The 20,152-nt window shown below is 67.6% G+C and carries 16 protein-coding genes; 13 read left to right on the top strand and 3 right to left on the bottom strand.

Annotated elements, in window-relative coordinates; genetic code table 11:
* Positions 1 to 44: 44 nt before the first annotated feature.
* The 3 genes from K309_RS0108760 to K309_RS0108770 all read right to left on the bottom strand — a co-directional run bounded on the left by K309_RS0108760 (position 45) and on the right by K309_RS0108770 (position 6,710).
* Positions 45 to 3,371 (bottom strand): acetyl-CoA carboxylase family protein, encoded by a 3,327-nt coding sequence (locus tag K309_RS0108760; RefSeq protein WP_029046075.1) that lies wholly within the window; start codon positions 3,369 to 3,371, stop codon positions 45 to 47.
* Positions 3,372 to 3,715: 344 nt separating this feature from the next.
* A complete protein-coding gene (metG, locus tag K309_RS0108765) occupies positions 3,716 to 5,773 on the bottom strand; it encodes a methionine--tRNA ligase (RefSeq protein ID WP_029046076.1) in 2,058 nt (685 codons plus the stop codon).
* Between the two features lie 298 nt (positions 5,774 to 6,071).
* On the bottom strand, positions 6,072 to 6,710 hold the full coding sequence (locus K309_RS0108770) for a YiaD family glycine zipper/OmpA-like lipoprotein (RefSeq protein ID WP_029046077.1): 639 nt from the start codon (positions 6,708 to 6,710) through the stop codon (positions 6,072 to 6,074).
* 361 nt (positions 6,711 to 7,071) lie between these two features.
* Here K309_RS0108770 and apbC point away from each other — a divergent pair, with 361 nt between their 5' ends.
* The 13 genes from apbC (at position 7,072) to dcd (ending at position 20,137) form a co-directional block, all read left to right on the top strand.
* On the top strand, positions 7,072 to 8,160 hold the full coding sequence (gene apbC, locus K309_RS0108775; RefSeq protein WP_029046078.1) for an iron-sulfur cluster carrier protein ApbC: 1,089 nt from the start codon (positions 7,072 to 7,074) through the stop codon (positions 8,158 to 8,160).
* Between the two features lie 27 nt (positions 8,161 to 8,187).
* A complete protein-coding gene (locus K309_RS0108780) occupies positions 8,188 to 8,736 on the top strand; it encodes a DUF3305 domain-containing protein (RefSeq protein ID WP_029046079.1) in 549 nt (182 codons plus the stop codon).
* 21 nt (positions 8,737 to 8,757) lie between these two features.
* Positions 8,758 to 9,417, top strand: a complete 660-nt coding sequence (locus tag K309_RS0108785) for a DUF3306 domain-containing protein (RefSeq protein WP_029046080.1) — start codon at positions 8,758 to 8,760, stop codon at positions 9,415 to 9,417.
* Between the two features lie 97 nt (positions 9,418 to 9,514).
* On the top strand, positions 9,515 to 11,716 hold the full coding sequence (locus K309_RS0108790; RefSeq protein WP_029046081.1) for a 4Fe-4S binding protein: 2,202 nt from the start codon (positions 9,515 to 9,517) through the stop codon (positions 11,714 to 11,716).
* 27 nt (positions 11,717 to 11,743) lie between these two features.
* Complete coding sequence (locus K309_RS0108795; RefSeq protein WP_029046082.1) at positions 11,744 to 12,376, top strand: TorD/DmsD family molecular chaperone; 633 nt, start codon at positions 11,744 to 11,746, stop codon at positions 12,374 to 12,376.
* A gap of 121 nt (positions 12,377 to 12,497) precedes the next feature.
* Positions 12,498 to 12,713, top strand: a complete 216-nt coding sequence (locus K309_RS39820; RefSeq protein ID WP_084402381.1) for a formate dehydrogenase — start codon at positions 12,498 to 12,500, stop codon at positions 12,711 to 12,713.
* 69 nt (positions 12,714 to 12,782) lie between these two features.
* Positions 12,783 to 15,821, top strand: a complete 3,039-nt coding sequence (locus tag K309_RS0108800) for a molybdopterin-dependent oxidoreductase (RefSeq protein WP_029046083.1) — start codon at positions 12,783 to 12,785, stop codon at positions 15,819 to 15,821.
* 26 nt (positions 15,822 to 15,847) lie between these two features.
* The gene (gene fdh3B, locus K309_RS0108805; protein ID WP_029046084.1) at positions 15,848 to 16,591 is read left to right on the top strand and encodes a formate dehydrogenase FDH3 subunit beta; all 744 of its coding nucleotides are present in this window, start codon (positions 15,848 to 15,850) and stop codon (positions 16,589 to 16,591) included.
* A complete protein-coding gene (locus tag K309_RS0108810) occupies positions 16,588 to 16,824 on the top strand; it encodes a hypothetical protein (RefSeq protein ID WP_029046085.1) in 237 nt (78 codons plus the stop codon). Before fdh3B ends, K309_RS0108810 begins: the two co-directional genes overlap by 4 nt.
* Before the next feature lie 64 nt (positions 16,825 to 16,888).
* Positions 16,889 to 18,121, top strand: a complete 1,233-nt coding sequence (locus K309_RS0108815) for a formate dehydrogenase subunit gamma (RefSeq protein WP_029046086.1) — start codon at positions 16,889 to 16,891, stop codon at positions 18,119 to 18,121.
* 37 nt (positions 18,122 to 18,158) lie between these two features.
* Complete coding sequence (locus K309_RS0108820; protein ID WP_035877083.1) at positions 18,159 to 18,557, top strand: hypothetical protein; 399 nt, start codon at positions 18,159 to 18,161, stop codon at positions 18,555 to 18,557.
* A 64-nt stretch (positions 18,558 to 18,621) separates the two neighbouring features.
* Positions 18,622 to 19,452, top strand: coding sequence for a formate dehydrogenase accessory sulfurtransferase FdhD (locus K309_RS0108825; RefSeq protein ID WP_029046088.1), 831 nt, complete (start codon positions 18,622 to 18,624; stop codon positions 19,450 to 19,452).
* Positions 19,453 to 19,570: 118 nt separating this feature from the next.
* Positions 19,571 to 20,137: a dCTP deaminase gene (gene dcd, locus K309_RS0108830; RefSeq protein WP_029046089.1), complete on the top strand. Its 567-nt coding sequence runs from the start codon at positions 19,571 to 19,573 to the stop codon at positions 20,135 to 20,137.
* Positions 20,138 to 20,152: the final 15 nt, after the last annotated feature.

Below are 20,152 nucleotides of genomic sequence, written 5' to 3' on the forward strand. Positions count from 1 at the left end.
CTATTGTCCTGACTGTCCGTGCCGTGCCGTGCCGGCCGTTGCCGCTACCAGGCGTCGACGTAGCTTCGCACCGGCCGGTCCGGATTCGCCGCGCCGGCGTCCAGGCCGCTGACCAGCCACTGGCGCGTGGCCGCGGGGTCGATCACGGCGTCGATCTCCAGCGCCGCCGCCGCGTTGATGGCGTGGCCGCGTTCGTACATCTGAGCTACCAGCTGCTGGTACAGCGCGTCGCGCTGCGGGCCCGCCGGCAGCGCTTCCAGCTCCTTGCGGAAGCCCAGCCGCACCGCGCCTTCCAGGCCCATGCCGCCGAACTCGCCGGTCGGCCACGACACCGTGAACGACGGCGCGCGGAAGCCGCCCGCCGCCATCGCCATCGCGCCCAGGCCATAGCCCTTGCGCAGCACCACCGCCAGGAACGGCACGCGCAGCTTGGCGCCGATCACGAACATGCGCGACACGTGCCGCACCTGCGCGCGCGCCTCGACCTCCGGGCCGACCATGAAGCCCGGTGTGTCGATCAGCGAGACGATGGGCAGCCCGTGCGCGTTGCACAGCTGCATGAAGCGCGCGGCCTTGTCCGCGGCGTCGGCGTCGATGGCGCCGCCGAGGTGGCGCGGATTGCTGGCGAGGATGCCCACCGGCCGCCCCTCGATGCGCGCCAGCGCGGTGTGGATGCCGGTGCCGAAGCCGGCGCGCAGTTCCAGCACACTGCCGGCGTCGGCCAGGCCGGCGATGGCGGCACGGGTGTCGTACACGCGCAGGCGGTTCTCCGGCACCACTTGGCGCAACGCCATCGGATCCGGCGCCTGCCAGTCGGCGACGCGGCCCTGGAACATCGACAGGTAGTGCCTCGCCGCGGCCACGGCGGCAGCTTCGTCGTCGACCAGCAGGTCGGCCACGCCGTTGTGGTACTGCACCGCGGCCGGGCCGATATCCTCGGGGCGGAACACCCCCAGGCCGCCGCCTTCGATCATGGCGGGACCGGCCATGCCGATATTGGCGTTGCGTGTCGTGATGATCAGGTCGCAGCAGCCCAGCAGCGCGGCGTTGCCGGCGAAGCAGCGCCCGGAGGCGATGCCCACCACCGGCACTTCGCCGCTCAGTTCGGCGAATGCGGCGAACGACGGCTGGTACAGGCCGGCCACCGTGGGAAAATCGACATCACCCGGACGCCCGCCGCCGCCCTCGGCGAAGATCACCGTCGGCAGCCGGTCCCGCAGCGCGACCGCCAGGATGCGGTCGGTCTTCATGTGGTTGCGCTTGCCCTGGGTGCCGGCCAGCACGGTGGCGTCGTAGGCCAGCACCGCGCAGCGCGCGCGCTCCGGCGCGAACACGCTGCCGTTGACCGCGCCAGTGCCGGTGATCAGGCCGTCGGCTGGCGTGTTGGCAATCAGGTCGGCCTCGCTGCGCCGGCTGGCCTGCGCGGCCACCGCGAGGCCGCCGTATTCGCGGAAGCTGCCGGCATCGCACAGGTCGTCGATGTTCTCGCGCGCGGTGCGCTGCCCGCGCGCGCGGCGCCGGGCCACCGCATCGGGGCGGGCGGCGTCGTAGAGGAAGGCATGGCGGTCGAGCACCCGCTGCAGGTCGGCGCGGATCGCCGACGGGTCGGTGCGCTCGGCCTCGGTGCCGGCCTCGGCGCCGGCATCGGCCGGTTCCAGCACCAGCATGACCTGGCCTTCGCCAACCTGCGCGCCGGCTTCGGTGCGCAGGTCGATCACGCGCCCGGCGCGTTCGGCCACGATGGCGTGCTCCATCTTCATGGCATCGAGCACGGCGACGGTCTGGCCAGCCTTGACCAGCGCGTTGTCGGCCGCCAGCTCGATCACGCGGCCGCCCATGGGCGCGCGCACCGCGCACAGGCCTTCGCCCAATTGCTCGTCGAAGCTCGCCGTGCTGGCCGCAGCGGCCACGCTGGCCGGGCTGCCTGTCGCAAGCGCCTGCCGTGCCTCGCACTGTGCGCCGATCTGCGCGGCACGCTCCAGCAGCTGGGGCAGCGCGGCCTCCATATAGCGCGTGTGCACCTGCTGGCTGGCAAAGTCGTCGCGCTCGGCCAGCGCGCGCAGCAGGTCGAGATTGGTGTCGATGCCGCCGATATTGAATTCGGCCAGCGCGCGCTGCAGGCGCCGCACCGCGTCCGCGAACTGCCCGCTGGCCGAGGTGACGATCAGCTTGGCGAGCAGCGTGTCGTAGTGCGCCGACAGTGCGTAGCCGGTATAGCCGTGGGTGTCGACGCGCACGTCCGGGCCGCTGGGCGGGTCGAAGCGTTCCAGCCGGCCCTGCGCCGGCCGCGCCAGCCCTTGCGCGTCGGTGGACTCGGCATTGACTCGCACCTGGATGGCATAGCCGCGCGCGCGCGGCGGCTGCTGCGGGTCCAGGCCGAGCTCGGCGAGGCGCCGGCCCTGTGCCAGCCCCAGCTGCACCGCCACCAGGTCGATCCCGGTCACCTGTTCGGTGACCGTGTGCTCCACCTGCAGGCGCGGATTGGCTTCGATAAAGACAAAGGGCAGGGCGGCGCCGTCGCGCCGCGCGCCGGGCTCGGGCTCCTCGACCAGGAACTCGAAGGTGCCCAGGCTGCGGTAGCGCGCTTCGCGTGCCAGCGTGCAGGCGGCATCGACGATGCGCCGGCGCAGCGCCGGATCCAGTGCCGGGCTGGGCGCGATCTCGACCACCTTCTGGAAGCGGCGCTGCAGCGTGCAGTCGCGCTCGCCCAGCGCGATCACGCTGTGACCGTCGCCGGCGATCTGCACTTCGATATGGCGCGCACGCGCGACCAGCCGCTCGGCATAAACGGCGTCGACACCGAAGGCCGAGCGCGCCTCCGAGCGGCAGCGCGCGTAGGCTTCGGGCAGCGCCTCGCGCTCGCGCACCACGCGCATGCCGCGCCCGCCGCCGCCGCCGACCGCCTTGAGCACGATGCCGGCACCGTCCTGTTCGTTGAAGAAGGCCGTGACCGCCTCCAGCGTGGCGGCGCCGGCGGTGGCCGGCATCACCGGCACGCCGCAGCGCGCCGCCAGCGCCAGCGCGTGGCCCTTGTCGCCGAACAGGCTCAGCTGCTCAGGCTCGGGCCCGACGAAGACGAGCTCGGCAGCGGCGCAGGCGCTGGCAAAGTCCGCGCGCTCGCTAAGGAAGCCGTAGCCAGGGTGGACAGCGTCGCAGCCGGTGGCGCGCGCCGCGTCGATGATGGCGGGAATGTCGAGGTAGGCAGCGGCGCCCTGGCCCTGCAGGGCGACGGCTTCGTCAGCCAGGAGCCGGTGCCGGCTGGCGTGGTCGTCAGTGGCATAGACGGCCACGGTGGCGATGCCAAGGTCTCGCGCGGCGCGCTGCACGCGCAACGCGATCTCGCCGCGGTTGGCGATCAAGAGCTTCTTCACAAGTGTCCCCTTCCGTGCGAAGCGGCTTCACGCAGCCAGTGGGTGCGCGGCACGCTTCTGTCTGTTGGTTTGTGATTCTGCGCAGTGGAATCTACGCGGCAGCTCAACCGAACGCCAAGCGCGATGCGCGGGAACCATGTATGGCATGCCGCGCGTGCATGACCACGCCGCGCACGGAGGCCGCGCGCGGCTTATCTTGTTCTGCTATGCGGAATTCTTGACGCGCAGGCTGCGCGCAAACTGGAGGGGAGCGAAGCGGAGGGGGAGCGAAATGCCGGAGAGCGCGGCACACGCCGCCGGCTTGCGCCGCTCCCCGAGTGCGGAGGCGCGGCGCGGTCCTGCAATCAGCGGATGCGCATCCCCGGCACGGCGCCGCTGTGCGGCTCCAGGATGTACAGGCCCGGCGCGGCCTTCTCGTCAGCCGCGGAGGCCGCCAGGACCATGCCCTCGGACATGCCGAACTTCATCTTGCGCGGTGCCAGGTTGGCCACCACCACGGTCAGCTTGCCGACCAGCTGCTCCGGCGTGTAGGCCGACTGGATGCCCGAGAAAACATTGCGGGTCTTGCCCTCGCCCAGGTCCAGCGTCAGCTGCAGCAGCTTGTTGGAGCCTTCGACCTTCTGGCACTCGACGATCCTGGCCACGCGCAGGTCCACCTTGGCGAAATCGTCGATGGTGATGGTCTCGGCCACCGGCTCGATCGACGGTGCGGCGGCGGGCGCCGCCGCGGCCTGCAGCGAATCGCGGTTGGCGGCCAGCAGTGCATCGACCTGCTTGGCATCGACGCGCGTCATCAGGTGCTGGTACGCCTGCACCGGCCTGGCGGCGGACAGCTGCTTGTCGATCGCGCGCCAGTCGAGCGGTTCGACGTTCAGGAAGCGCTCGACGCCGGCGGCCACGTTCGGCACCACCGGCTTCAGGTACACCGTCAGCAGGCGGAAGGCTTCCAGCGATACCGAGCAGGCGGCGTGCAGCGCGGCACGCTTGCTTTCGTCCTTGGCCAGTTCCCACGGCTTCTCGGTGTCGACGAAGGCGTTGACCGCGTCGGTCAGCTCCATCACCTGGCGCAGCGCCTTGCTGTACTCGCGCGCTTCATACAGCTGCGCGATCTGCGGCGCGGCCTGGCGCAGCTGCTCCAGCAGCGGATGCGCCAGCGCGGCCTCGTCGACCTTGCCTTCGAAGCGCTTGACCAGGAAGCCCGCCGCGCGGCTGGCGATATTGACATACTTGCCGATCAGGTCGCTGTTGACGCGGGCGATGAAGTCGTCCAGGTTCAGGTCCAGGTCTTCCATGCTCGCATTGAGCTTGGCGGCGAAGTAGTAGCGCAGCCATTCGGGGTTCATGCCGGTGTCGATGTAGCTCTGCGCGGTGATGAAGGTGCCGCGCGACTTGCTCATCTTGGCGCCGTCCACGGTCAGGAAGCCGTGCGCGAACACGTTGGTCGGGGTGCGGTAGCCCGAGAAGCGCAGCATCGCCGGCCAGAACAGCGTATGGAAGTACAGGATGTCCTTGCCGATGAAGTGGTATTGCTCGGCGGTCGAGTGCGGGCCGACCCAGGCGTCGAAGTCGATGCCGCGCTGCTGCGCCAGGTTCCTGAAGCTGGCGTAGTAGCCGATCGGGGCGTCCAGCCACACGTAGAAATACTTGCCGGGCGCGCCGGGGATCTCGAAGCCGAAGTAGGGTGCGTCGCGCGAGATGTCCCAGTCGGACAGCGTCGAGGCCTCGCCCTCGGCGCCCAGCCACTCCTGCATCTTGTTGGCGGCCTCGGGCTGCGCCAGGTCGGCCACCCATTCGCGCAGGAAGGTCTCGCAGCGCTGGTCGGACAGCTTGAAGAAGAAATGCGTCGACGACTTGCGCACCGGCGTGGCGCCGGACACCACCGAGTACGGGTTCTTCAGGTCGGTCGGCACGTAAGTCGTGCCGCAGACTTCACACGAGTCGCCGTACTGGTCCTTGGCGCCGCACTTCGGGCATTCGCCCTTGATGAAGCGGTCCGGCAGGAACATGTTCTTGACCGGGTCGAAGAACTGCTCGACATCGCGCTCGGCGATCAGGTCCTCGGCCTTGAGGGCGAGGTAGATCTTCTCGCAAAGCTCGCGGTTCTCTTCGGCGTCGGTGCTGTAGTAGTTGTCGAATGACACCAGGAAGCTGTCGAAGTCGCGCTTGTGCTCGGTCCAGACGCGGTCGATCAGCTGTTTCGGGGTGATGCCTTCCTTCTCGGCGCGCAGCATCACCGGGGTGCCGTGCGTGTCGTCGGCGCCGACGTAGTAGACCTCGTTGCCCATCATGCGCTGGAAACGCACCCAGATATCGGTCTGGATGTATTCCACCAGGTGGCCGATATGGATCTGGCCATTGGCATAAGGCAGGGCGGATGTGACGAGGATGCGACGTGCGGTCATAGACGGAGGGCCGGTCAGGAGCGGGGAATATCAGTGGCGACGGCGCTGCGCGCTGCGCAGGCGCGTGCCGGGGAGGGGTATTTTAGCAACGTCGTGCCGCAGGTGCGCCGGTTCCGCATCGCGGAATCTTCCGAAGCGGCGCGGGCAATTTGCCGCAAGCGGCCAAAAAAAAGCGCCGGTCAGAGCCGGCGCAGCTTTCCACAACGGAAAAGGAGGAGAAATCAGGTACCGCCCGGGAGGTCAGCCACCCATCGCGAGCCAGCAACGGTGGCAAGCGGTACCTGTTTCTATGACTAGGTCATCCCTGAATTGGTTTCAAAAAAATTTCGACGCGGCGATTTTGTTGCCGGCCGGCCTCGGTGGCGTTGTCTGCAACGGGCTGGGCCTGGCCCCGGCCCTCGGCCGTCAGGCGGTTCCGTGCGACGCCGCGGTCACCCAGGTAGCTCGCCACGCTCTGCGCCCGGCGCTGCGACAGCTGCATGTTGTAGCTGGGATTGCCGGTGCTGTCGGTATGGCCCACGACATTGGCGCTGACTTCCTGGTGCTGGCCCAGCGTCTGGGCGACCTGGTCGAGCACGGAGCGGAACGACGGCTTGATGCTGGCGCTGTCGGTATCGAAGGTCACCTGGCTGGGGATATTCACCTTCAGCGAGCCGTCCGGCTGCTCGGTGATCTGGGTGCCAGTGCCGGCGGTGTCCTTGTTCAGCTTGCCGCGGATGGCATTCCAGTTGTAGCCGGTCGCACCGCCAACGGCACCGCCCACGGCCGCGCCGACCAGCGTGCCGGTGGTATTGCCGCCGATCAGGTTGCCAAGCCCGGCGCCCACGGCGGCGCCTACGCCGGTACCGACCGCAGTATGGGTCTGCTGTTCGGTGGCGCAACCCGCGGCCAGCAGGGTGGCGGCGGCGAGCGAGACAGTGACGAGCTTGATCTTCATGCTTTCTCCTTCTGATGTTCCCGTAAATGTTCCTGGTACCGCATGCGGATGGTAACTCCAAGGCGATACCGCAGATAACCCTTTGTACGCGTTGGCGGCGGCGCGGCCGGCGCGGTGGCCAATGCCGAGTGCCTGTCCGCCCAACCGCACTACAATATGGATATGGCGGCGCGCGCACAAGTGCAAGGTTGTGAGATTTGTAAATGTCTGTAATTCCACACCTGGCGCAGGGGTTTCCACGCGCTTCTCCGGCTATCCATGGCCGGTGCTTCATACTTTGATACATTGGGTGCTAGTCCAGCCGGTGGCGCCGACCGTACGGGCCATCCCCCACATCCAGAAAAACCAAGCGGAGTTTGTCTTGAGCGTCAGCACTGAGCAGGTCACCGAAGCCCTGCGCACCGTCATCGATCCCAACACGGGCAAGGACCTGGTGTCCACGCGCTCGGCCCGGAACATCCGGGTCGACGGCGGCGAGGTTTCGCTGGAAATCGAACTCGGCTATCCCGCCAGGAGCCAGCTGGATCCGATCCGCAAGCTGGTGGTTGCCGCGGTGCGGGAAGTGCCGGGCGTCACCAACGTCAGCGTGGCCGTGACCATGAAGATCGTCGCGCACGCGGTGCAGCGGGGCGTCAAGTTGCTGCCGGGCGTGAAGAACGTGATTGCCGTCGCCTCGGGCAAGGGCGGGGTGGGCAAGTCGACCACCGCCGTCAACCTGGCGCTGGCGCTGGCCGCCGAGGGCGCGCGCGTGGGCATGCTCGATGCCGATATCTACGGCCCCAGCCTGCCGATGATGCTCGGCATCGACGGCCGCCCGGAATCCGCCGACGGCCAGACCATGGAGCCGCTGGAGGGCCATGGCGTGCAGGCCAACTCGATCGGCTTCCTGATCGAGCAGGACAACCCGATGGTGTGGCGCGGGCCGATGGTCACCTCGGCGCTGGAGCAGCTGCTGCGCCAGACCAACTGGCACGACCTCGACTACCTGATCGTCGACATGCCGCCGGGTACCGGCGATATCCAGCTGACGCTGTCGCAGAAGGTGCCGGTCACCGGCGCGGTGATCGTGACCACGCCGCAGGACATCGCGCTGCTCGATGCCAAGAAAGGCCTGAAGATGTTCGAGAAGGTCGGCATCCCCATCCTCGGCATCGTCGAGAACATGGCGGTGTACTGCTGCCCGAACTGCGGCCACGTCGAGCATATCTTCGGCCAGGGCGGCGGCGAGAAGATGTGCGCCGACTATGGCGTGGAGCTGCTGGGCAGCCTGCCGCTGAACCTGCAGATCCGCGAGCAGGCCGATTCGGGACGCCCCACCGTGGTGGCCGAGCCCGACAGTCCCGTGGCCGAGCTGTACCGCGGCATCGCGCGCAAGGTGGCGATCAAGGTTGCCGACAAGGCGCGCGACATGACCAGCAAGTTCCCAAGCATCGTCGTGCAGAACACCTGAGCGCGCGGCTTGCCGCGCCAGAGAGCCATGGAAGCCGAAACCACGTCCGTGCCACAGCCGCCGCCACCCGGCGCCCGTCCCGCCGTCACCATGGCGGTGGTGATGCGCAAGGTTGCGCTGGCCAGCCGCTGGCAGCCCTGGAAGTGGCAACTGGATGCGGTGCTGCCGGACCTGGGCGAGTTCGGCACGCAGGCGGTCTGCCTGAAGCACGACGACCACGGCGCGCGCTGGCTGTATCCCGGCTACGAGGTCGAGCTGTTCCGCGACCAGGGCGAGGGCTACTACCTGAACCTGACCTCGACCACGCCATGCTGGTTCGTGCTGTGGCGCATGCCCGAGGACGAGGACGGCGGCGGCACCGGTGAAGACGCCCACCCGGTGCCGATGACGGTCACGCTGTCATACAACGAAGCCGGCCGCTGGCTCGACGCCGGCGAGATCGTCGAGAACGTGCCGCTGGCGCCGGAGCAGCGCGACTGGCTGCAGGCCTACGTCAGCGAGCATTACCGGCCCGAGCCCAAGCAGCGGCGCCGGCCCGAATCCTTCAAGGCGCCGCAGGACCGCGCGCGCTACTGACCCTACTGTTCGAACAGGCCGATGAGCGATTCGTCCTTCCTGTCACGCTGGTCGCGCCGCAAGGCCGCGGTGCGGGAGGGCGTGGCCGTGCCGGCGGAGCCGGCGCAGCCTGCCGAGGCGTCATCGTTGCCCGTGCCACCGGAAGGTGCGGCCGCGGTGCCGGAGGCCGAGCCAGAAGTTCCGCCGCCGACGCTGGCGGACGTGGCCGCGCTGCGCCCTGGCGACAACATCGCCCGCTTCGTCGCGCGCGGCGTCGATGAATCGGTCAAGCGCGCCGCGCTCAAGACGTTGTTTGCCGATCCGCACTTCAATGTGATGGATGGCCTCGATACCTACATCGACGACTACAGCAAGCCCGACCCGATCCCGCCCGAGATCCTGCGCCAGCTGCGCCAGGCCGAGTCGCTGGCGCTGTTCGAGCCGACCGACGAGGAGCGCGCGGCAGCCCAGGCGGCCGCCGCCGCACAGCCGGACGCACCGGCGGATGCACAAGTGGATGCACAAGTGGACGCTAAACCGGACGCCCAAGCGTACGATGTACCGCCGGCGGCGCCTGCCTTGGTAAGCGACCCGGCCGGTGCTACGGACATACCCTCATCCTCCGAAACGCCGCCGCCGGTGGCCAGTCAAAGCGCAAAACAGGGCCCGCAAGACCCGCAAGATCTGGATAAGTGCGCGTAGCCCGACCGGGCAGCGCAGCCTACAATAGGCATCCCACAATCCGCCGGGCCGCAGATCCTCGCAAGAAGGACGTCCGGACCGCTCAGCCGCATTCGCCATGCCGACGCTGATCTGCAATTGCAACGACACCATGCCGCTTGACGGGGCGGCGCTGTCGGAAGCCTGTCAGGGCCCGCAACAAGGCCCGCAACACGGTCCGCAACACGGTCCGCTTAAGGTCCACCATCTGCTGTGCCGGCGCGAAATTGGCGCCTTCACCGCGGCGCTGGACGGCACCGACGATGTCATCGTGGCCTGCACGCAGGAGCGCGCGCTGTTTACCGAAGTCGCCGCGCAGACCGCGCAAGGCCAGGATGGGCGGCCGGTGGTGACCGCGCCCGTCCGCTTCGTCAATATCCGAGAAACCGGCGGCTGGTCGCAGGGCGCGCGGCGCGATCCGCGGACGGCCAATGCCAAGATTGCCGCGCTGCTGGCGGTGGCCGCGTTGCCCGAGCCGGAGCCGGTGCCCGTGGTCGACTACCGCTCCGACGGTACGGTGCTGGTGCTGGGCCCCGCGCAGCGCGCGCTGCCCTGGGCCGAGCGTCTCGCTGCCATGCAGTTCGAGGTCACGGTGCTGCTGACGGGCAGCGCACCGGGCGAGGGCGCTGCCGCGCAGCCGGCCGCGCGCGCCTGGCCGGTCCACAGCGGCCGGCTGGCAGTGCTCAGCGGCTGGCTCGGCGCCTTCGAGGCCAGCTGGGAAACCGGCGCGGGACGCAGCAACCCGATCGACCTCGACCTGTGCACCCGCTGCAACGCCTGCATCGACGCCTGCCCCGAAAATGCGATCGATTTCAGCTATCAGATCGACCTGTCGCGCTGCCGCTCGCATCGCGACTGCGTGCGCGCCTGCGGCGCGGCCGCGGCCATCGACTTCGACCGGCCGCAGGGCACCATGCAAGGCCGCTTCGACCTGGTCTTCGACCTGTGCGACCAGCCTGCCTTCACCATGCACCAGCCGCCGCAAGGCTACCTGCACGCCGGCGCGGATCCGGCGCGACAGCAAGCACTGGCATTGACGCTGGTGGGCCTGGTAGGCGAGTTCGAGAAGCCAAAGTTCTTCCGCTACAAGGACAGCCTGTGCGCGCATGGCCGCAACCAGACCACCGGCTGCACGGCTTGTATCGACATTTGCTCGACCCGGGCGATCCAGTCGCGCTGGCATGACGGCAAGGGCCGCATCGAAGTCACGCCCAACCTGTGCATGGGCTGCGGGGCCTGCACCACGGTGTGCCCCAGCGGCGCCATCAGCTACGGCTATCCCGGTCCCGAGACCACTGGCGCGCGGCTGCGCACGCTGCTGGCGGCCTACCGGCAGGCCGGCGCGCGCGACCCGATCGTGCTGCTGCACGGCGAGGAATATGGCACGCCCGCCTTGCTGGCGCTGGGCCGCGCCGCGCGCGCGGGCCGTGCCGCAGGCGTGCCCGCCAATGTGATGCCGCTGTCGCTGTTCCACCCGGCCGCGGCCGGGCTGGAGCTGTGGCTGGCCGCGCTGTGCTGGGGCGCCAGCGGCGTGGCGGTGCTGCTGACCGGCGACGAGGCGCCGCAATACCGCACCGCGCTGCGCGAGCAGATGGAAGTCGGCCGCGCATTGCTGGCGGGGCTGGGTTATGACGCCGAAGTGCTGTCGCTGGTCGATGCGACCGGCACGCCGTCACTGGATGCCGGCCTGTCTGCGTTGCGTCCGGGCCGCAATGCGTTGCCGCCGGCGCCGTTCGGCGCCGTTGCGGCCAAGCGCGAGATGCTGGACTTCGTGCTTGAGCATCTGGTGCGCCACGCGCCGGTGCCCGCCGACATCGTGCCGCTGCCGGCGGCCGCGCCGATCGGCGCGATTGCCGTCGATACCGGCAAGTGCACCTTGTGCATGGCGTGCGTCGGCGCCTGCCCGTCGCAGGCCCTGCGCGACAACCCCGAGCGCCCCGTGCTCAGCCTGATCGAACGAAACTGCGTGCAGTGCGGCCTGTGCGAGAAAACCTGCCCGGAAGATGCGATTACACTGGTGCCGCGCCTGCTGGCCGGTGATGCCGCGCGCCGTCCGGTCACGCTCAACGAGACCCAGCCGTTCCATTGCGTGCGCTGCGCCAAGCCGTTCGGCACGGCACAGATGGTGGAGTCAATGCTGGTCCGGCTTGCTGGCCACCCGGCGTTTGCCGGCGCAGCCGCCGAACGGCTGAAGATGTGTCCGGATTGCCGCGTGATCGACATGATGGAGCACGATACTGGCACCGGCAGCGGCATTGTGGGCGGCGCCACGCTGCGCTGAGGCGCCATCAACACAATTCATCACGACATGACAGATTTCCAGCCGATCCAGCTCACTGCCGCGTCGCCCGCCGAAGATGCCGAGGACACCGCCCGCGCCGACTTGTACGGCCTGCTGGCCACGCTGTTCTATCGCGCCCCCGATGCCGCGCTGCTGCACCACATCGCGGCCAACCGCGCTGTCGGCGAAGACGCCGATACGGTACTGGGCAAGGCCTGGAATGCGTTGTGCGACGCAGCATCGGAGACCACTGCGGCGGAGTCTGAAGAGGAATACCGGCAACTATTCGTCGGCGTGGGCAAGCAGGACGTGTTCCTGTATGGCTCGTTCTACCTGACCGGCTTCCTCAACGAGCGCCCGCTGGTGGCGCTGCGCGAAGACCTGGCCCGCTATGGCCTGGAGCGCCATGAGGAAGTGAGCGAGACCGAAGACCACATCGCCACATTGTGCGAGGTGATGCGCTTCCTGGTGGCAGGCGAGGACCTGTCGGTGTCCAACCTCGGCGAGCAGCAGCGCTTCTACGCGAAGCACATGCAGCCGTGGGTCGGGAAATTGTGCGATGCAGTGATCGCGCACCCGCAGGCGCGCTTCTATCGCAGTGTCGCCGGATTGCTTGCCGCCTTTGCCAATGTCGAGGCGCTGGCGCTGGAGATGAGCTGAGGCCGCTAAGTCAGGAAAAACCCTTGCAAATCATGGTCTTTCCTGCGAGATGCTCCTAGAATATGCATAACAACGCATAACGGCGAAACCATCGGGCTTTGACAGCCGAGGAGCCCCCCACATGAGAGAGAAGCCAACCCGGGTCGCGCGCCGCTCGTTTCTCGCGGGCGCTGGAGTTGTGGCTGCCGCAACGGGTGCGGCAGCGCTGACAGCGCGTGGACCATCGCTACCGGACCAGGCCGCCGCTCTGCCGGATCCCGCCGACACCCCGTCGGACAGCAAGGGCTACCGGGTCTCGGAACACATTCGCAAGTACTACCGGACCACACTGGTGTAAATGCCAGGGCGGCGTGGTTCGCCGCGCCGCCAGCAAACGGACGGCTCTCGTCCGCATCTGAGGTGAGACATGATCTTGACCCGCAAACGCGCGGCGCAGGGCGCATCCGCCCGCCTCGCTGACGGCCTCGCCAACCGGCACGAACCTGCCGGCGCGCAAGCCGGAACCGGACGCCTCTCACAGCGGCTCGCCGCAGGCCTGGCCGGCGCCATGCCGACCATGGACCGGCGCGGCTTCCTCAAACGCTCGGGCATCGGCGTCGGTGCCGGCCTGGCGGCGTCGCAGCTGACGCTGCTGCGCAAGGCCGATGCCGCCGACGACAAGAAAGGCGCCGCCGAGGGCAAGAGCGGCATCGTCGTGCGACGCACCGTATGCGGCCACTGCTCGGTCGGCTGCGCGGTCGACGCGGTGGTGCAGAACGGCGTGTGGATCCGCCAGGAACCGGTGTTCGATTCGCCCCTTAACCTGGGCGCGCACTGCGCCAAGGGCGCCGCGCTGCGCGAACACGGCCATGGCGAATACCGGTTGAAGTACCCGATGAAGCTGGTCAACGGCAAGTACCAGCGCATCGGCTGGGACCAGGCGCTCGACGAGATCACCGCGAAGATGAAGGAGATCCGCCAGCAGACCGGCCCGGACTCGCTGTTCTTCATCGGCTCGTCCAAGCACAGCAACGAGCAGTCCTACCTGCTGCGCAAGTGGGTTTCGTTCTTCGGCACCAACAATACCGACCACCAGGCGCGCATCTGCCACTCGACCACCGTCGCGGGCGTGGCCAATACCTGGGGCTACGGTGCGATGACGAACTCGTACAACGATATGCAGAACTCGAAGGCTGCGTTGTACATCGGTTCGAACGCGGCCGAGGCGCACCCGGTATCGATGCTGCACATGCTGCATGCCAAGGAAAATGGCTGCAAGATGATCGTGGTCGATCCGCGCTTCACCCGCACCGCGGCCAAGGCGCATCACTATGTGCGCATCCGCTCAGGCACCGACATCGCCTTCCTGTTCGGCATGCTGTACCACATCTTCAAGAACGGCTGGGAAGACCAGAAGTATCTGAGCGACCGCGTCTATGGCATGGACAAGGTCAAGGAAGAGGTGCTGGCCAAGTGGACGCCCGACAAGGTCGAGGAAGTGACCGGCGTGCCCGAGGCACAGGTCTACCTCGTTGCCGAGACCATGGCCAAGAACCGCCCCAGCACGCTGGTGTGGTGCATGGGCCAGACCCAGCACACCATCGGCAACGCGATCGTGCGCGCGTCGTGCATCGTGCAACTGGCGCTGGGCAATATCGGCGTGAGCGGCGGCGGTGCCAATATCTTCCGTGGTCATGACAACGTGCAGGGTGCCACCGACGTCGGCCCCAACCCCGACTCGCTGCCCGGCTACTACGGCCTGGCCACCGGCGCGTGGAAGCACTACGCGGCGGTGTGGGGCGTGGACTACGAATGGATCAAGAAGCAGTTCGCCTCGCAGACGATGATGGAGAAGTCCGGCACCACGGTGTCGCGCTGGATCGATATCGTCACCGAGAAGAACGAGTTGATCGACCAGGACAACAACGTGCGCGGCGTGTTTTTCTGGGGCCATGCGCCCAACTCGCAGACGCGCGGGCTGGAGATGAAGAAGGCGCTGGACAAGCTCGATCTGCTGGTGGTGATCGATCCGTATCCGTCAGCGACCGCGGCCATGGCCAACATGCCGCCGGCGGAGGGCGACAAGGTCAATCCGAACCGCGCCGTGTACCTGCTGCCGGCGTGCACGCAGTTCGAGACCTCGGGTACGTGCACGGCATCGAACCGCTCGCTGCAATGGCGCGAGAAGGTCATCGAGCCGCTGTTCGAGTCGATGCCCGACCATACGCTGATGCAGGCGTTCGCTGACAAGCTAGGCTTCGGCAAGGAACTGTCGAAGAACTACAAGATGATCGAGGTCAAGCGCGCCGGCCGCACCTGGATGGAGCCGGAGCCGGAGTCGATCCTGCGCGAGATCAACGCCAGCAACTGGACCATCGGCTACACCGGCCAGTCGCCGGAGCGTCTGAAGTCGCATATGCGCAATATGCAGATGTTCGACGTCAAGACGCTGCGCTGCAAGCAAGGCAAGGACCCCGTCACGGGCTACGACCTGACCGGCGACTACTTCGGCCTGCCGTGGCCGTGCTACGGCACGCCGGAGCTGAAGCACCCGGGCTCGCCCAACCTTTATGACACCAGCAAGCACGTGATGGATGGCGGCGGCAACTTCCGCGCCAACTTCGGTGTGGAGCGCGACGGCGTCAACCTGCTGGCCGAGGACGGCTCATATTCATTGGGCGCGGAGATCACCACCGGCTATCCGGAATTCGACCACGTGCTGCTGAAGAAGCTGGGCTGGTGGGACGACCTGACCGACGCCGAGAAGGCCAAGGCCGAAGGCAAGAACTGGAAGACCGACCTTTCCGGAGGCATCCAGCGCGTGGTGCTGAAGAACCATGGTTGCCATCCGTTCGGCAACGCCAAGGCGCGCGCGGTGGTGTGGAACTTCCCCGACCCGATCCCGCAGCACCGCGAGCCGCTGTACTCCACGCGGGCCGACATGGTCGCCAAGTACCCGACCCACGACGACAAGATGGCGTTCTGGCGGCTGCCGACGCTGTACAAGTCGGTGCAGCAGCGCAATATCGAGAACAAGGTCTACGAGAAGTTCCCGATCATCCTGACCTCCGGGCGGCTGGTCGAGTACGAGGGCGGTGGCGAGGAAACCCGTTCCAACCCGTGGCTGGCCGAGCTGCAGCAGGAGAACTTCGTCGAGATCAACCCGCGCGCGGCCTCCGATCGCGGCATCCGCAATGGCGACTTCTGCTGGGTCAGGACGCCGACCGGCGCCGCGCTGAAAGTGCGCGCGCTGGTGACCGAGCGGGTCGGGCCGGATACCGCCTTCATCCCGTTCCACTTCTCGGGCTGGTGGCAGGGCAAGGACCTGAAGGACTACTACCCCGAAGGCGCGATGCCGGTGGTGCGGGGCGAAGCCGTCAACACCGCCACCACGTATGGCTATGACTCGGTGACGATGATGCAGGAGACCAAGACCACCGTTTGCCAGATCGAGCGGTTTGCATAAGTCACAGGACAGGGCAGAGGAACATCATGGCACGCATGAAATTCATCTGTGACGCCGAGCGCTGCATCGAGTGCAACAGCTGCGTCACGGCCTGCAAGAACGAGCACGAGGTGCCGTGGGGTGTGAACCGGCGCCGCGTGGTCACCGTCAACGATGGCATGGTTGGCGCCGAGAAATCGATCTCGGTGGCCTGCATGCACTGCTCCGACGCACCGTGCATGGCGGTGTGCCCGGTCGACTGCTTCTACCGCACCGACGACGGCGTGGTGCTGCACGACAAGGACGTCTGCATCGGCTGCGGCTACTGCTCGTACGCCTGCCCGTTCGGCGCGCCGCAGTTCCCGTCAACCGGCACCTTCGGCGTGCGCGGCAAGATGGACAAGTGCACGTTCTGCGCCGGCGGTCCGGAGAAGAACGGCAGCGAGGCCGAGTTCGAGAAGTACGGGCGCAACCGGCTGGCCGAAGGCAAGCTGCCCCTGTGCGCGGAGATGTGCTCGACCAAGGCGCTGCTGGGCGGCGACGGCGATGTGATCGCAGACATCCTGCGCAACCGCGTGATCAAGCGCGGCACCGGCGGCGACGTGTTCGGCTGGGGCACGGCCTATGGCGTGCCCAAGGCCGCGCCAGGGGCGCCGGCAGCGCCGGCTGGCCCCGCCGGGCCGGACGCGCCCGGGGCCCGCACCACACCAGCCGCGCCAACCCCGGCTGCCGCGCCGGCTGCACCGACTACCCCAGCCGCAACCGGCGCTCCGGGAGGCCAGTCATCATGAACCGCACCAGCGCCATCCTCCTGTTGACACTGTGCGGCGCGCTGCTGGCCGCGTGCGGCGAAAAGCCGCAGACCATCAACCAGTCGCACCGCAAGGCCGACGCCCAGGCCTACCAGGGCGCGCCCGACGACCCCTTCGTCGCCAAGGGCTGGACCGCGGGCGACAAGACCAGCTGGCATAACCAGATCCGCCAGCGCAACCAGTACCAGAACGAGTACAACCGCGTGCAATGAATGCGCCGCAGTGGGGAGACGGTGCCATCCGCGCGCCTGCTCCCGATAACCTGAAGGAGGGCGTATGACGCCGTCGCACAATGCATGCCGCAGCGGGCAGGGCGCCGGATGGCGCCGCTGGCTGGCGGCCGGCGCGCTGGCACTGATGGCCGTGGCCGGCAGCGCCGCGGCCCAGGCTCCCGCACCGGGGCCGTCGACCGGCCCCGCCACCGCGTCGGGCAGCGCCGATGCCAACAACCCGGCCACGCATCCGGCCCAGCCGCTGGCCGACATCGCATCGCAAAACATCTTCGACGTGCCGCCCCGTGACATCGCCGCCGAGGCCCGCTCGCAGCAGGAGCGCACTGTCACGCAGCCCGGCAACAACGCGCCGGTATGGCGCGAGGTCAATTCCGACCAGCGCCACTACAGCAGCCTGCCCGACAAGGAAGCCGGCGTGCTGATCCAGCGCGCCGGACAGCAATGGCGCCTGTTCCGCAACGGCGTGATCACCGTCTGGGGCGGCTGGCTGCTGCTGGTGGTGCCGCTGGCCATCCTCGGCTTCTACCTGTGGCGCGGCACCATCCCGCTGCGCGAGCCGCGCACCGGCCGCATGATCGAACGCTTCACGCCGTTGGAGCGCATTATCCACTGGACCATGGCGATCTCGTTCGTGGTGCTGGCGGTATCGGGCATCGTCATGCTGCTCGGCAAGCATTTCCTGCTGCCGCTGATGGGGCACATGCTGTTCGGCTGGCTCAGCTACATTCTGAAGAACCTGCACAACGTGGTCGGGCCGATCTTCACGCTGTCGGTGATCGTCGCCTTCGTGGTGTTCGTGCGCGATAACCTGCCCAGCCGCGACGACGTGCGCTGGGTCACCCGCCTTGGCGGGCTGACGTCCGGCAAGCACGTGCCGAGCGGGCGCTTCAACGCCGGCGAGAAGATGTGGTTCTGGGTCGGCGTGTTTATCTTCGGCATTGTGCTGTCGGCCTCGGGCTGGGTGCTCGACATGATCGTGCCGGGCATGGACTACTACCGCGCGACCATGCAGATCGCCAACGTGATCCATGGCATTTCCGCCGTGCTGATGATCGCGATGGCGTGCGGCCATATCTACATGGGCACGGTCGGCATGGAAGGCGCCTACCGCGCCATGCGCGACGGCTGGGTCGACGAGGCGTGGGCAAAGGAGCATCACGAGCTCTGGTACGACGACATCCAGTCCGGCAAGATCCCGGCGCAGCGTTCGCCCGGTCCGGCCAGTCCGGATGCGGCGTCCGGCCGGGCCGCACGGCAAACCCCGGGCGAAGCTTGATCAGGCAGGACACCCAACACTTCGGGAAGCATCGACCATGACACGCACCCTGACGTTGATCGCCCTGGCCGCCGGCGCCACGTTGAGCGCCGGCGCGCTGGCCAAGCTGCCGCCACCCAGCGAAGCCCAGCAGGCCAAGGCTGCCGAGACGAAGGCCCGCGCCGCCTGGTCGGACAAGGTCGCTGCCTTCCAGTTGTGCCGTGCGCAGGACAGGATCGCGACACGCTACTATGCCGAACGCCAGGCGCAGGGCAAGGACGCGCGCGCGGCGGTGCAGACGGCGGCGTGTGCCGATCCGGGACCATTTGTCGCGCCCGTTTCCGCGACACCCCCGGCGGCGCCCCCGACAGCGCCGGTGCCCGCGGTCGCGAGCACCGGTCCCGACGCCAAACCGGTTGCGCCCGGCGCGGTACAATCCCCCGTAAAGGCACCGTAAACGCAGCCCCGATGCTCGCCTGGACGGCACGGGGCACCTTCCAGCAGCCCTGAGCCTTCCTGTCATGATCCTGCGTCCCGAGCTTACCCAGGCAGCCGTTCCGCTGATCGAAGAGGTCGAAGTCGTCGACGAGCAAGGCCGCGTGCGCGCGGCCTACCTGCCGGGCGAGCGCCCGCTGACGGTCTACCTGGACAAGCGCGAGCTGGTCACGCTGATGACGCTGGGCGGCGCGCCCGAGCACCTTGTGCTGGGCTACCTGCGCAACCAGCGGCTGGTCGAATCGATCGAGGACATTGCCGCGGTACAGGTCGACTGGGAAACCGAATCCGCCGCCGTCACCACCCGCACCGGCGTCGACCGCATCGAGGAACGCACCGCGCGCCGCGTGGTGACCACCGGCTGCGGGCAGGGCACGGTGTTCGGCTCGCTGCTGGACGAGGTCGACAATATCCGCCTGCCGGTGGACACCACGCTCGACCAGGACACGCTGTACGGCATTATCGACACCATCCGGCTGCAGCAGTCGGTCTACAAGCAGGCCGGCTCGGTCCATGGCTGCGCGCTGTTCAAGGGGACCGAGCTGTTGATGTTCGTCGAGGATGTTGGCCGCCATAATGCGGTCGACGCCATTGCCGGGCGCATGTGGCTGGAGGGCATGACCGGCGCCGACAAGATCTTCTACACCACCGGCCGCCTGACCTCCGAAATGGTCATCAAGGGCGCGCAGATGGGCATCCCGTTCCTGCTGTCGCGCTCCGGCGTGACGCAGATGGGCTACCAGATGGCCAAACGGGTCAACCTGACATTGTTCGCGCGCTGCACCGGCAAGCATTTCCTCCTCTACACGGGGCGCGAACGGTTCCGTCATCGGATTCCCGAAGACGCAGTCGCTTGAGTGCGTCTCAAACGCCACTTCATGGCCCGGCGACGGATGCGGCGTTGTCTCAACGGAACGCGGGCGGAATGGTTGTACAATGCGGCGCACTCCGAGCCAGTGTGTCTACCTCCCAACTATGAGCATCAAATCCGACAAATGGATCCGCCGCATGGCGGAGCAGCACGGCATGATCGAGCCGTTCGAGCCAGGCCAGGTCCGGGAGGCCGACGGGCGCAAGATCGTGTCGTACGGCACTTCGAGCTACGGCTACGACATCCGCTGTGCCGACGAATTCAAGATCTTCACCAATATCAACAGCACCATCGTCGACCCGAAGAATTTCGACGAGAAGTCGTTCGTGGACTTCAAGGGTGATGTCTGCATCATTCCGCCGAATTCCTTCGCGCTGGCGCGGACGATGGAGTATTTCCGCATCCCGCGCAGCGTGCTGACCATCTGCCTGGGCAAGAGCACCTATGCCCGCTGCGGCATCATCGTCAACGTGACCCCGTTCGAGCCGGAATGGGAAGGTTATGTGACGCTGGAGTTCTCCAACACCACGCCGCTGCCCGCCAAGATCTATGCCGGCGAAGGCTGTGCCCAGGTGCTGTTCTTCGAGAGCGACGAAGTCTGCGAGACCTCGTATGCCGACCGGGGCGGCAAGTACCAGGGCCAGCACGGTGTCACACTGCCGAAGACCTGAGCGCATTACAATGCC

Origin of the sequence: Cupriavidus phytohabitans, assembly GCF_000426345.1 — a bacterium.
Classification (GTDB): Bacteria; Pseudomonadota; Gammaproteobacteria; order Burkholderiales; family Burkholderiaceae; genus Cupriavidus.